Here is a 13068-nt window from a genome sequence, read left to right as displayed (position 1 = left end):
ACGGTCAACGCCCTCAATACAAGCCGTCGTTGCCCTTGACGTCCTCGGCTTGCAGGCCGCCCAGACGCGCATGCAAACGCCCACGGGTGGCGAAGGCCCAGATGATGACCAGTTCGTCAGCCGAAGGACCGTCGCCAAACGAAAGCGAAATGCTGTCGTAGTGAGAGCGCACATACAGTGCATCCTTATGAGCCAGCGGCACGTCGATGGTCACGCCAGGGCCACCGCGCTTGCCGGTGGACGGTACCCAGGACTTACCGCCGCCCAGGGCGACGCGAATCGGATCCGCCGCCGGATTGGTCAGCAGCGCATTGCCATGCTCGTACTCACCCTGGCTGCCCACCAGGCACGCCTTGCCGTAGCTGACGATCTCGTGCTCGCCGGCCAGTGCCTGGATGCGCCGACCGAACTCCTGGCCCAGCAAGGGTGACGGCTCGATCAACTCGGCCAGGCTTTCGCTGTAGCGTCCGGCATAGGGGTTGGCGATCACGGCGCCAATGGCGTATTTGAACAACGGTTCGCCGTCGGCCAGCCGGCCACTTTCGTTGGCCAGGGTTTCTTCGACAAAGCTGTACCATTTGCGGATGTGGTAAGTGGCGAAGTTTGCGGTTTTCATTGATCGGTGCTCTTTCAAAGTGGATCGAGATCGAACTTGCGGCTCGGCGCGCCGGCGGCCTTGAAACGGGCCTTGCCGCGCTCATCGTCGTGTTCGGTTTCGAGGAAGAATTCCATGCGGTTGCCGTCGGGGTCGTTGAAGTACACACCGTTGCCGATTTCGTGATCGGTGATTTTCACCACTTCGATCCCCTTGCCGAGCAACATGCCGTAGAGCTGGCGCAGTGTGGTCATGTCACCGGCGATTTCCAGCCCGTAGTGCTGCAGTCCCAGGCCGCCCTGATGGGCCCCCGGCTCGGCACGGAGCAACGCGATGTCGTGGTGCTTGGCACCGAACGCCATCATGATCCAGCTGTCCCCCCGGGCACTTTCATGCATGCCCAGAACATCGGCGTACCAGCGTGCCGATGTTTCCGGGTCGCGCACGAACAGCGACAGGTGAGTACGAACGACCTCGACTTTCATCGCGCGATACCTCAGTTCTTGATGATGGATTGATGCCCGGACTTGATCTGCGCCACCGCCGGTGTCCAGAGCACATCGGCGATTTCACTGAACTCACGCCACTGCTTCTGCCAACCGTCACCGCCGTTCTCGGAAGTGAACAGGTGCCCGTACTTGGTGCCGGCGACGATCTGGCGCGGGTCAGCCGGGTTGCAGGCAATCGCCCAGATGCACGAGTTGGGTTGTTGCGACAGTGGCAACACCTCCCAACTGACCGCCGCATCGCGGGAGATCAGCACCTTGCTGGTGGTACCGGGGGTGCCGTCGGAAATGCTCAGGTACAGCGTGCTCTCACTGCCCAGCGGTGCGTTCATGGCCCGCACGTAGTACAAGCCGAAGGTTTCGCGGGCCACGATGCCGGTCCAGGTCTGTCCTTCATCGAGGCTGCGGTAGACCGCGTTGACGCACACCACCACGATGACCTTCTGCCCGTGGTTGGGCAGCACCAGGATGTTGTGAACGTCCGAGTTGAAGTCCCACAACAGCCGGTCGTCGACACGGGTCCAACTGTCGCCGCCATCGCGGCTATGGAACAGACCGCCCTCCTCCAGGCCGAACCAGAGCTGGTTACGATCGGTCGGGTCGTAGGCGAAGGCCAGCAAGCGCGGCCGACTGACACCCTCGCAGAACTCTGGAATGTCTACCGGGGCACGGTCCCAGCTCTGGCCGCCATCGAGGGTGCGCCAGAGCACGGCACGGGAAGGTGCGCCCGTACCGACGAAAATACGCTGGGCATCCGCAGGGTCCACGGCGACCTTCCACACGGTCTGGCCGTTGAACGGCGAGTCCACCCGCTGCCAGTGACCACCGGTGTCATGGCTGACGCACAGGCCGACGTCGGTGCCGGCGTAGATCACTTCGGGCGTACCGGGATGGACGCTCAGGGACCGGGTGATTGCATCGAACTCCAGGTCCTGTCCCAGGCCCAGGCGGTGCCAGGTGCGGCCGTCGTCGGCGCTGCGGATCACCGCCTGCCCGATGGTGGCGACCAAAAGGGTTCCGTTACTCATCGCTGCTGCTCCTCAAATGAAGATGCCACGTGTCAGGCCGCCATCGATGCCGATGGACTCGCCCGTCACCGCGCCGGCCTTGGGCGATGCCAGGAAGCCGATCAGCCAGCCCATTTCGATGGGCGCCAACGTGCGGCGGATCGGCGTCGCGTCGATGTAGCCCTGCTCGACCTGCCCCGGCGTCTTGCCCTGCTTGATCCCTTCGCGTTCGTACAGCTCCTGGATGTGCGGGGTGTCCACCACACCGGGGTGGATCAGGTTGACGGTGATGCCGGCAGGGCCGAGCTGATCGGAGAGCGTCTTGGTCATGTGGGCGATGGCCAGGTTGCGCATCCCCGAAAGCACCTTACTGCCGCGACCGGTCAGGCCACCGATGTTGATGATGCGACCGAAGCCGCCCGCCTTCATGTGCGGCGTCACAGCCTTGGCACAACGGAAATAACCGATGACCTTGGTGTTGAGGTCCGAGAGCAGCTCATCGTCGCCCGCATGTTCGATGTCATTGCGCACCACGCCGGACGGCGCCGCGGCACCGTTGACCAGGATGTCGATACGGCCGAAGTGCTTGTGGGCGGCCTGCACCATATCGGACACGGCCGACATCTGGTTGGTGTCACAGTACAGCGGCAGCACTTCGTTGCCGGTCTCTGCGCTGATTTCCTCGGCAGCTTGCTCGAGGTATTCCATGCGCCGCGCGCAGATCACCACCTTGCAACCTTCCTGGGACAGAAAGCGTGCGACTTCCTTGCCGATGCCCATGCCACCGCCGGTGACGATGGCCACGCGGCCTTGTAATTCCAGATCCATAGCAGTTCCTCTTGTGATTGTTCGGCTCAGGCGAGATCGACAAAGACACTTTTGGTTTCGGTGTAGGCATCGATCACGTTCTTGCTCATTTCCCGTCCCCACCCGGATTGTTTGTAACCACCGAATGGCGAGGCCGGGTCGACGACGTTCCAACAGTTGATCCACACCGAGCCGGCCTTCAGCTGCGCGGCCACGCGATGGGCAGAGCGCAGGTCGCGGGTCCAGAGACCGGCCGCCAGGCCGTAGGGCGAGTCGTTGGCCCGCAGGACCAGCTCATCGACTTCGGTCCAGCTCATGACGGTCAGCACCGGGCCGAAGATTTCCTCACGGGCAACGCAGGCCCGCTCGGCACGGTCAAGGAACACGCTGGGCTGGATGAAGTGGCCGCGCTCCAGGTGGGCCGGACGGTCGCCGCCGCAGATCAGCTCGGCGCCTTCTTCCTGGCCCCGTTGCAGGTAGCCACGGACCGAGCCCAGTTGGCGGGCCGACACCAGCGGCCCCATGCTGTTGGCCGGATCCAGCCCGGGGCCCAACACATGGGCGGCGGCGTGGCGCTGGAGTTCTTCCAGTACCTGGTCGAGGACGCTGGCGTGCACGTAGAGACGTGAACCAGCGGTGCACACCTGTCCCTGGTTGTAGAAAATGCCATCGGCGGCACCCTTGGCGGCGCGCACGATATCGGCGTCCGGCAAGATGATGTTGGGCGACTTGCCCCCCAGCTCCAGGGAGACCTTTTTCATGTTGCCGGTGGCCGCTTGAGCGATCAGCCGACCGACCTGGGTCGAACCGGTAAAGGCGATCTTGTCCACATCCGCATGCCCGGCCAGCGGCGCGCCGGTATGGGCACCAAGCCCGGTGACCAGGTTGACCACCCCGGCCGGGAAGCCGGCGGCTTCGATCAACTGCACCAGACGAATCGCAACCAGGGGCGTCTGTTCCGCCGGCTTGAGCACCGCGACGCAACCGGTCGCCAGCACCGGGCCGAGCTTCCACACGCACATGGTCAGCGGGAAGTTCCACGGCACGATCAGCGCGCAGACGCCCACGGGCTCCCGCACGGTGTAATTGAGCATCGGTGCGCCGCTGGCGGGCGACACCGGATGCGTGCTGCCTTCGATCTTGGTCGGCCAACCGGCAAAGTAGCGGATGATGTTGGCCGCACTGGCTGCCTCACCACGGGCGTTGGCAATCGGCTTGCCGTTCTCCAGCGTGATCAACTGGGCCAGTTCTTCGCGGTGCTGATCCAGCAATTCCGCCAAGCGGAACAGCAACAGGCCCCGCTGGGCCGGTGAATGCTGCGCCCACGGTCCGGTGAAGGCAGCGCGAGCTGCCGCGACCGCAGCGTCGACATCGCGTTCGTCGCCCTCGGCCACTTCAGCCACGCTGGATTCGCTGGCCGGGTTTTCCACGGCAAACCGGCGACCGCCGGCGGCGTCCTGCCAGGTGCCGCCAATGAACAGGCGGCCGGGTTGCGATAGGAACTTCTCGACGGCAGGCAACAATTGGATCTGGCTCATATCCCCTCCTTCACAGCGCCATTTCAATCAGGCAAGGACCGCCATCGGCGGCAGCATTGGCCAAGGCGCGTTGCAATTCGGCATTGGTGTGTACTGTGCTCGCCGCCAGGCCGTAGCCCTTGGCCAGGGCCTTCCAATCGATACGAGGACGGTCGAGCACGGTCAGGCTCAGCGCTTCGGGACCGAGGTCGGTCATGCCAAACCGGCGCAATTCGTTCTGCAGGATCGCGTAGCGATGGTTGGCCGCGATCAGGATCACCACCGGCAGCTGTTCGCGGGCGATGCTCCACAGGGTTTGAATGGTGTACTGGGCACTGCCGTCCGATTGCAGGCAGAACACCCGGTTGCCCCGCTCGGCCAGCGCTGCGCCGAACCCCACCGGAATGCCCTGGCCGATGGCGCCCCCGGTGTTGGTCAGCACCCGGTGCCGCGCGGCACGGGCCGAAGCGGTGAAGAACGGGTAACCGCAGGTGCCACCTTCGACCGAGACAATGCAGTCGTCCGGCAGCGAGGCGGCCAACACCTGCCCTATCGACTGCGGGGTCAGCTCAGCGGTGGCGGGCGGCAACTCGACCCCCATCGGCGTCGGCACGAAGGCCGGTGCTTCCAATGCGTCGGCCAGCGCGGTGAGCGCACCGGCAACGTCATCCCCGACGTCAGCCAGGTAAAGCAGGCGATCACGTTCGGCCAGGCGAGAAGGAATACCTTCGTAACCGAAATAACTGATCGGTTCCGGGATACCGGCACACACCACCGCGTCGTATTGGTCCAGGACGCCGATGGCCACCTCGGGGAAATAGGGCAAGCGGTCCAGGTCCGGCAGGCCGCCGCCGCGATAGCTCATGCGCGGGAAGGTTTCGGCGAACAGATGCACACCGGGCAGTTGCGCCAGGCGCCCTGCCGCTTCAAGGCCTGCGACCGACAAGCCCTGGTCGCCGACGACGAACACCAGGCGCTGACCATTGCGCAGCGCCTGGGCGACGGCTTCGATCCGATCACCGGCAAACCGCCGAACCGGTGCGTGCAAGGTCGTGAAGGCCCGTTCCTGCGCCACTTCGTTGGCTTGCAGGTCCATCGGCAGGATCAGGCTGGCGATCTGGCCCTTGGCTTGCCAGGCAGACCGCACGGCCTCCTGGAAATCTTCGCCAATGCCCGATGCCGTGCGCGAGGTACGCACCCAACCGGAGACACTCCCGGCCAGTGCCTGGATATCACTGGCGAGCGGCGGATCGTAGTTGACGTGCCATGACGCGTGATCGCCGATGACGTTGACAATCGGCGTGTTGGCGCGACGGGCGTTGTGCAGGTTGGCAATGCCGTTGGCGAAACCAGGCCCCAGGTGCGTCAAGGTCATCGCCGGCTTGCCGGCAATCCGCCCGTATCCGTCCGCGGCGCCGGTGCACACACCTTCGAACAGTGACAGAACCGGCTTGAGGGCCGGAGCGCTGGCCATGGCGGCCACCAAGGGGATTTCGGTCGTTCCGGGATTGGCAAAGCAGTACTCGATACCGCTCGCCACCGCCGCCTTCACTATCAATTGCGCGCCATTCATTTCCAGCCCTCTTGTTCGAGCGTTTGCAATGGCTGAGATTTATCACACACAAAAACCAACATAACAAGCACTTTATTTTCATAAAACTCGTATTTTGAGATTAATGTGTATTTATTGAGCGTACAAACTGGCAAATACGCTTGCATTTCTCAAGCCCTGGGGTAACGTGGCAGCGCATCTGTCAGCCGCTGAGCAGGCTTTCCATCCCAGGCGCGTCTACCTATAGTGCTCACCAAACGGCCAGCCACGCGCCCTTCCCCTTTAGGAGCCAAATGAGCAGTCTGAGTAAAATGTTGAGTGTCCTGGACCTGTTCGGCCCGCAACGGCTGAAGATCGACCCCGACACCATTGCCGAGCACATGGGCCTTTCACGGGCGACCGTGTATCGCTACGTCAAGGACCTGTGCGACGCGGGTCTGCTGAGCCGGGTGGACGCCGGCAGCTACGGCCTGGGGCCTCGGATCATCGAGCTGGACTGGATGATGCGGCAGTACGACCCGATCCTCGTAGCCGGTCGCGAGCTGATGCACCAGCTGTCCGAAGAAACCGGCCTGGCGGTGTTCGCCAGCGTTTTCTATGACGGTCACATCATCAACACCTACATTGCCGAGCCCACCGACACCTACCAATTTGCATTCGGTCGCGGCCAACCGCTGCCGTTTTTTCGCGGTGCGCAGTCCAAGGTCCTGATCGCCTTTCAGAAGAGCCGGCGCCTGCAACGCCTGTACGACGAGCACATGGCCAACGACCCGGAAAACCCCTATGACTGGGCAAGCTTTTCCAAAGCGGCGAAGAAGATCCGCAAGGACGGTTACTGCCTGACCCACGACGAACTCAACCAGGGGCTGACCGGTATCGCGGCGCCGATCATCAATCCCGGGATCGACGAGGTGGTGGGCAGCCTTTCTGCGGTCGGCAGCAGCCAAAGCTTCAAGCTGCTGCGCCAGGAAACGGTGGTTGAAATGGTGATGGACACCAGCCGGCGTATCGCCGAAAAAATGCAACACCCACCCGCTCCTCTCCAGCGCTAGGCTGCGGCGCGACTCATAACCGCAGCCCCTGCATCAAAATGGAACAGCCACGGTCACCTGGCTGTACAGGTTGGTGCCGTTGCCTGTCGCTTGATTACCGCCGCTTGTCGAGTCCCGGTCCGGTTTGTAGAGACCTACGAGCGGGGTGATGATCAGGTGTGGATTGACGGCCCACTCGGCATAGACATCCAGCTCCCGGGCATCGAGGTTCAACGCATTGCTTTTACGCACCGTGTTGAAGTCGAAGAACAGCACGCCGAGGGTCAGGTTTTCCAGCGGCGTCGCCTTCAGGCCGACGTGGTGAATGGCCGTATTGCTGTTGAATGGCCCGGCGTAGTTACCGGCGACTTCGCCCTGGAACCAGGTCCCGTAGCCGGTACTCTGGCCGGTAAACAGCGAGTCCCATTTCTGCGAGTAGCGGGTATAGCGGTACGTCAGCTTCGGCGCCCAGGCCACGTCCGCAAAGGTGTATCCGGCCTCGGCGTACCAGGCTTTCTCGGGACCGGCGTCCTTGTCTTGCCAGGCGTATTCAAACGCCAGGCTGGCGTTCTCGATGCCAGCATCCCCCTCACCGCGAACGCTGTAGATATCCATCCCTTCGCGTTGCTTCTGAAAATCACTGGCCCAGCGGTCATTCACGTCAAGGCCATGCACCCACGTCAGCCCTAGCGTTCCGGCCTTGGCGGTGTAGTCCAGGGTCGCGGCGGCCAGTTCGGTTTCGGCCTGGGCGCGGTTGTCGGACTTGAGCCACGCCACGCTGCCATGCACGCCGTCCTGCCCGCCCAGGCGCACCACGGCGGTTTGATCGAAAGCGTGTCGGGCGGCCAGGTAATAGGCACCACCTCGGTTCAGGCGTCCATCGGCGGGGCCTTTGCCCAGGTTCGGTCCGTCATCGTTGATCAAGAATCCCCTGCCCAGCTTGACCACCTGGCGCCCGCCCGAGATGTCGACGCCGTCCTGGCCCAACAGCGGGAACAGATCGGCGGAACGCCAGCCCAGATAGGCATCTTCAATTTTCGTGGTCCGTTCGGTTCCCAGGCTGTTTCCTGCTGCGTCACCGTCCCCCCAGGTCGCGGAACTCACCAGGCTGAATGCACCGTAGGCGGTTCCATGGCCGGCCAAGGCCTGGTCGCCACTCAAGCCATATTTGATGAAACCTTCCCGCCAGGTGGATCCGCCCGGCGTACCGTCGTAGTTCTTGCGGCTGTTGAAATGGCCGAATACCGCCAGCACGTCGGCGTTGAGATGACTGTCGTCGTCGGCATACAGCTCATAGGCCTGGGCCTGGCCCATGGTGCAGAACGCCAATGTGCAGGCGAGACTGCCGCCGAAAAACTCAATACGCGATGGATACCGCATGGCTGAAGCTCCTTGTGGTGCGCCTTTCAAAGGCTGTCTTGGTGATTCGTGAAGCCGGCGCAGCTCACTGCGCCGGCTTTGCAGGGTCAACGGCAGGTGGCGAAAGCGCTGTCGAGGGCCTGAACCATTGCGCCAGCTTCTTCAGAGGTGAGGGTCAGCGGCGGCGACAGGACGATCTTGTTGCCTATCGGGCGCACCAGCACACCGCCACGGCGCGCTTCGTCGGCAATGCGACTGGCAAGGCCCGTCGCCGGATCGAGGGGTTCGCGGGTAGCCTTGTCGACCACCAGGTCGAGGGCAATCATCAATCCCTTGCCCCGAACCTCGCCGACCAGCGCGTAGCGATCGGTCATCGGTTGCAATTGCTCCAGCAACTGGGCACCGATTTTCCCGGCGTTGCCCGGCAAGTCCTCGGACTCGACAATATCCAGCACCGCCAGGGCCGCGGCACACGCGGTTGGATGGCCGCTGTAGGTGTAGCCGTGCATGATCACACTGCTGAACCCCGGCCCGTTCTCGATGGTATCGGCGATGCGTTGGTTGAACACCGTGGCCCCCATTGGGATGTAACCGGCGGTGATGCCTTTGGCCAGGCACAGCACGTCCGGCGCGACGCCCCAACCACGACTGCCGAGCATGCAGCCGGAGCGCCCGAACCCCGTCACCACTTCATCGGCAATCAACAGGATGCCGTGGCGATCGCAGACTTCACGCAGTCGCTTCCAGTAGTTCGCCGGCGGCACGATGACGCCACCCGCCCCCTGCACCGGTTCGGCGATCAGCGCTGCGATAGTCTGCGAGCCCAACAGCGCGATCTGGTCTTCCAACTGGCGGATGCAATGGGCGGTCAGCTCTTCCGGATCGCGGCAATCCCAGGGGTTGCGATACAGCCACGGCGTATCGAGCAAATGGCAACCCGCGAGCAATTGCCCGTGGTTGTAGTGATAGACACCGTTGCCGCCCACCGAGGTGCCGCCCATGTGCACGCCGTGGTAGCCGTTGCGCAACGACAGGAAACGGGTACGCCCCGGCTCGCCGCTGGCGATCCAGTACTGACGGGCCATTTTCAATGCCGTCTCCACCGCATCCGAACCGCCGGCGCTGAACAGCACCCGGGCCATGTTCTCCTGGGCAAACATCGCGATCAGTCGCTCAGCCAGGTCGAATACCCGCGGATGGGCGATGCCATCGAACGTCTGGTAATACGCCAGTTCGTCCAGTTGCGCGGCAATGGCGGCCTTCACCGAAGCCCGATTGTGGCCCACGTTCACGTTCCACAAACCGCCAACACCATCAAGCATGCGATGGCCGTCGATGTCGGTGATGTAGTTGCCGTCGCCTTTGGCGATGATCAGGGTTTTCGAGCGCTGCGCCGGTGCCGCGGAACTCATCGGGTGCCAGAACTTCTTCTGCGCGGTCTTGTATTTCTCATACATGATTCAAGTCCTCACTCAGTTTCACGGGTGCGTACAAACAGCAGTTGCTGGCCTGTGAACTCCAGCAACCCTTCAAGGCCGAACTCGACACCGAACCCGGACATCTTGCTGCCGCCAAAAGGCGTATTCGGCTGGATCTGCGCATGGCAGTTGACCCAGGCCACGCCGCTTTCCAGGCGACTGGCCAAGGCCTGTGCCTGCTTGACGTCGCTGCCCCATACCGAGCCCCCCAAGCCCATGTCGCTGGCATTGGCGCGACGCAGGACATCCTCGACATCCTGATAGGCAATCAGCGGCAGCACTGGACCGAACTGCTCTTCATCGACCAGGCGCTGCCCGTCCGTCACATCGGCCACCAGGGTCGGCGGATAGAAAAAGCCCGGCCGATCCAGACGTGCACCGCCGCACAGCACGCGAGCCCCATGGGCGCGGGCGTCGGCCACCAGTGCCTCGACCAGTTCCAGCTGTTCAAGGTTCTGCACCGGACCGAAGGTGACCCCGGGTTCCAGGCCGTCGCCCACCACCTGACGCGCTGCGATCTGCACCAGCGCATCGGCAAAGGCCTCGTACTGGGACTGGTGGATATACAGGCGCTTGAGGGCGGCGCAGGTCTGGCCCATGTTCAGGAAAGCCGCCTGGAAAATCTCCTCGGCCACGGCCTCCACCGACGTACCGGGCAAGACGATGGCGGCATCGTTGCCCCCCAGCTCCAGCGTCAGGCGCTTGAGATTGCCGGCGGCGCCACGCATCACGCTCTGGCCGGTGGCGGTCGAGCCGGTGAATACGACCTTGTGGATGCCGGCGTGGGCGGTGATCGCACTGCCGAAACCCTGCTCGCCCGTCACGACGTTGATCACGCCCTTGGGCACATGACGGGCGATGATGTGCACCAGGCTCAGGGTGCTCAAAGGCGTGAGGCTGGACGGTTTGCTGATCACACAATTGCCCGCACGCAGCGCCGGCATGATGTGCCAGATGGCGATCATGAACGGCCAGTTCCAAGGGGTGATCGAAGCCACCACGCCCAACGGCTTGCGGTGCAGCTCGATGCGCTGGGTCGGGGTTTCTTCCACCGGCTCCACCGGAATCTGCTGTTCGGCGGTGTACCGCGTCCAGGCCACCGCACCCATGACTTCGAAGAGCGCGAGCGCCATTGGCTTGCCCTGCTCCAGAACAATCAGACGGGCCAATGCCTCGGCCTGTGCTTCGATGTCCGCCGCGATGCCCAGCAAGCGTTCCCTACGGTCTTCGTGAGTGCTGTGACGCCACTCGCTGAAGGCCGCCTGCGCCGCGTCGACCGCCAGGTCCAACTGGGCCAGGGAGCCGGCGGGGCATCGGGCGAAGGCGCTGCCGGTGGCCGGGTTGATGACATCGAAGTCACCCTTTTCACCGCTGACCGCCACCCCGTTGATGAGCATTTGATAATCGTGCATCAGTACCTCCCTTTCGCGCGCAGACGGGCCGTCCCGTACCACGCGGACCGGTATTTTTCGTGAGAGTTGAACAGTGCCGCGCAAGGCCCTAGAGCTTGTGGCTACCCAATGCCATGAACCGCTCGGGCGACACCCTGCGCAGCCGGACCGCCAGGCATACACCGACGATCAGCGCAACGGGGATGATGGCGCAGAGGACATAAGACAGCAGCGCGCTGGCCCCGGTCAGCACATCGAAATGAATCACCGCAAGCGCCAGGACCACCAGCAACGCCAGGCAGGAAAACACCGGCAAGATCCGCCCGCGCCAGAGACCGAGCTTCAGTTCCGGGTGACGCCGGAAGTAGACCACTACCGCAGCCGAGGTCAGCGCCATCAGCAGGATCACGCACAAGGTCGCCAGGTTGGAGAACCAGGCGAACAGTTGCAGGATCGGATCGGCATCCAGCGCCGCGAAAATCAGCACCACCACGGCAGCGATCAGGCTTTGCAGCGCCGAGCCCATGTGCGGACTCTGGTGAACCCGGTGGGTCGTGCCCAGTTGGCGAGGCAGCAGGCCGTCACGCCCGATGGCATAGAAATAACGGGCCGCGGCATTGTGGAACGCCAGCAGTCCGGCATAGATGCTGACCATGAACAGGATGCGGATGACCTGGGTCAGGTGTGGTCCGACAAAGTGATCGGACAGGCCATAGATGAACGTGGTCGGGTCCTGCAAGGCCTGCAACGTCGGGACAATCTTGTCTGCCCCCACGCCAACCACCATTGCCCAGACCGACAAGGCATAGAAGCCGCCGATCATCAGCACCGAGCTGTAGGTGGCAATCGGAATGGTGCGGTGCGGATCGCGGGCCTCTTCACCGTAGATGGTGGTGGCCTCGAAGCCGATGAAGGCGGCGAAGCAGAACAGCAGGCCAATCGACGGGGTCCCGCTGAACACGTGGCTGCGGTCGAACGAGTCGAGATTGATGCCACTGTCGCCGCCGGTCTTGAGAATGGCGAAATCCAGGATCAGGATGGCCAGGTACTCGGCGATGACCACCACCGAAAGTACCCGCGCAGAGAGGTCGATCTTGCGATAGCCAAGAATCGCCACGCTCGCCATGGCCAGGAGCGAATAGCACCACCATGGCAAGTCGAGGTTGAAGACACTGGCCATCGTGCCGCTGACGACGCCGCCGAACATGCCGTACAGGCCCACCTGAAGGATGTTGTAGGCAAACATCGCCAACACCCCCGCCGCGCCGCCGGCCAGACCGCCCAGGCCACGGGAAGTAAAGGCGTAGAAGCCGCCCGCATTGGTCATGTGCCGGGACATGGCGGTGTATCCCGCCGAGAACGCCAGCAGCACCAGCAGGGCCAGGATCAACAGGGCCGGCGTACCGGCACCGTTACCCAGCATGATGCCGATGGGAAAGCCCCCGGCGATGACGCTCAGTGGGCTTGCCGCCGATACCACAAAGAAAATGATGAAGCCGACGCCCAGGGCGCCTCGCTTCAACTCCGTCGAGCTGCTGATCGGAAAAGATACGCTCATTTTTTTAACCTTATTGTATGAGGCTGCTGTTGCAGGATCGGGGCACGCCAGCTTCACCGTTCCGCACACGCTGGTTGTGTGTTGCCGGAATCGATCCTATGCCCTCGCCAAAAGCGTTCGCTATCCCAAATCGGCAGCATCGGAAGCCATGCCCCAAGGCGGTGCGCCCCCGTATCGAGCACGCCGCAATGGCTGCCGATTCGGGCTAACGGGGCGGACATTGCATCCTTCAAGATGACCTCGCCCGCCCTTGAACCAAGCGCCGGG

General features: G+C 63.1%; 11 protein-coding genes. 1 reads left to right on the top strand and 10 read right to left on the bottom strand.

The features are described from left to right. Positions 1–13: 13 nt before the first annotated feature. From LOY67_RS11605 to LOY67_RS11580, 6 genes are read right to left on the bottom strand one after another with little or no spacing between them, the layout of a single operon-like run. Positions 14–616 (bottom strand): amino acid synthesis family protein, encoded by a 603-nt coding sequence (locus tag LOY67_RS11605; RefSeq protein WP_265067292.1) that lies wholly within the window; start codon positions 614–616, stop codon positions 14–16. A 14-nt stretch (positions 617–630) separates the two neighbouring features. After that, positions 631–1080: a VOC family protein gene (locus LOY67_RS11600; protein ID WP_265067291.1), complete on the bottom strand. Its 450-nt coding sequence runs from the start codon at positions 1078–1080 to the stop codon at positions 631–633. An 11-nt stretch (positions 1081–1091) separates the two neighbouring features. After that, on the bottom strand, positions 1092–2129 hold the full coding sequence (locus tag LOY67_RS11595; RefSeq protein WP_265067290.1) for a YCF48-related protein: 1038 nt from the start codon (positions 2127–2129) through the stop codon (positions 1092–1094). Positions 2130–2141: 12 nt separating this feature from the next. After that, entirely contained in the window at positions 2142–2936 is a 795-nt protein-coding gene (locus LOY67_RS11590) for an SDR family NAD(P)-dependent oxidoreductase (RefSeq protein ID WP_265067289.1), read from the bottom strand. Between the two features lie 26 nt (positions 2937–2962). After that, entirely contained in the window at positions 2963–4453 is a 1491-nt protein-coding gene (locus LOY67_RS11585; RefSeq protein WP_265067288.1) for an aldehyde dehydrogenase family protein, read from the bottom strand. Positions 4454–4463: 10 nt separating this feature from the next. Then, the gene (locus LOY67_RS11580) at positions 4464–6005 is read right to left on the bottom strand and encodes an acetolactate synthase large subunit (RefSeq protein ID WP_265067287.1); all 1542 of its coding nucleotides are present in this window, start codon (positions 6003–6005) and stop codon (positions 4464–4466) included. A 272-nt stretch (positions 6006–6277) separates the two neighbouring features. On the opposite strand from LOY67_RS11580, the gene LOY67_RS11575 reads away from it, so the two are divergent. Continuing rightward, positions 6278–7036 carry an IclR family transcriptional regulator gene (locus tag LOY67_RS11575; protein WP_265067286.1) on the top strand — a complete coding sequence of 253 codons (759 nt, stop codon included), beginning with the start codon at positions 6278–6280 and terminating at the stop codon, positions 7034–7036. A gap of 33 nt (positions 7037–7069) precedes the next feature. On the opposite strand, the gene LOY67_RS11570 is transcribed toward LOY67_RS11575, so the two are convergent. The 4 genes from LOY67_RS11570 to LOY67_RS11555 form a co-directional block, all read right to left on the bottom strand. Then, positions 7070–8395 carry an alginate export family protein gene (locus tag LOY67_RS11570; protein ID WP_265067285.1) on the bottom strand — a complete coding sequence of 442 codons (1326 nt, stop codon included), beginning with the start codon at positions 8393–8395 and terminating at the stop codon, positions 7070–7072. Between the two features lie 86 nt (positions 8396–8481). Continuing rightward, a complete protein-coding gene (locus LOY67_RS11565) occupies positions 8482–9831 on the bottom strand; it encodes an aminotransferase class III-fold pyridoxal phosphate-dependent enzyme (protein WP_265067284.1) in 1350 nt (449 codons plus the stop codon). Positions 9832–9842: 11 nt separating this feature from the next. Next, positions 9843–11264, bottom strand: a complete 1422-nt coding sequence (locus LOY67_RS11560; protein WP_265067283.1) for an aldehyde dehydrogenase family protein — start codon at positions 11262–11264, stop codon at positions 9843–9845. Between the two features lie 88 nt (positions 11265–11352). Next, positions 11353–12801: an APC family permease gene (locus tag LOY67_RS11555; protein WP_265067282.1), complete on the bottom strand. Its 1449-nt coding sequence runs from the start codon at positions 12799–12801 to the stop codon at positions 11353–11355. Positions 12802–13068 lie beyond the last annotated feature (267 nt).

The sequence above is a fragment of the Pseudomonas sp. B21-056 genome (genome assembly GCF_026016325.1).
Classification (GTDB): domain Bacteria; phylum Pseudomonadota; class Gammaproteobacteria; order Pseudomonadales; family Pseudomonadaceae; genus Aquipseudomonas.
The sequence above is the reverse complement of the archived record's forward strand: the minus strand, read 5'-3'. Positions and strand labels throughout refer to the sequence as shown.

Bases quoted from the DNA above. Each gene is read 5' to 3' on its own strand.
- LOY67_RS11565 (WP_265067284.1), bottom strand. From the start codon at position 9,831: ATGTATGAGAAATACAAGACCGCGCAGAAGAAGTTCTGGCACCCGATG.
- LOY67_RS11570 (WP_265067285.1), bottom strand. From the start codon at position 8,395: ATGCGGTATCCATCGCGTATTGAGTTTTTCGGCGGCAGTCTCGCCTGC.
- LOY67_RS11575 (WP_265067286.1), top strand. From the start codon at position 6,278: ATGAGCAGTCTGAGTAAAATGTTGAGTGTCCTGGACCTGTTCGGCCCG.
- LOY67_RS11590 (WP_265067289.1), bottom strand. From the start codon at position 2,936: ATGGATCTGGAATTACAAGGCCGCGTGGCCATCGTCACCGGCGGTGGC.
- LOY67_RS11600 (WP_265067291.1), bottom strand. From the start codon at position 1,080: ATGAAAGTCGAGGTCGTTCGTACTCACCTGTCGCTGTTCGTGCGCGAC.
- LOY67_RS11605 (WP_265067292.1), bottom strand. From the start codon at position 616: ATGAAAACCGCAAACTTCGCCACTTACCACATCCGCAAATGGTACAGC.
- LOY67_RS11560 (WP_265067283.1), bottom strand. From the start codon at position 11,264: ATGCACGATTATCAAATGCTCATCAACGGGGTGGCGGTCAGCGGTGAA.
- LOY67_RS11595 (WP_265067290.1), bottom strand. From the start codon at position 2,129: ATGAGTAACGGAACCCTTTTGGTCGCCACCATCGGGCAGGCGGTGATC.
- LOY67_RS11585 (WP_265067288.1), bottom strand. From the start codon at position 4,453: ATGAGCCAGATCCAATTGTTGCCTGCCGTCGAGAAGTTCCTATCGCAA.
- LOY67_RS11580 (WP_265067287.1), bottom strand. From the start codon at position 6,005: ATGAATGGCGCGCAATTGATAGTGAAGGCGGCGGTGGCGAGCGGTATC.
- LOY67_RS11555 (WP_265067282.1), bottom strand. From the start codon at position 12,801: ATGAGCGTATCTTTTCCGATCAGCAGCTCGACGGAGTTGAAGCGAGGC.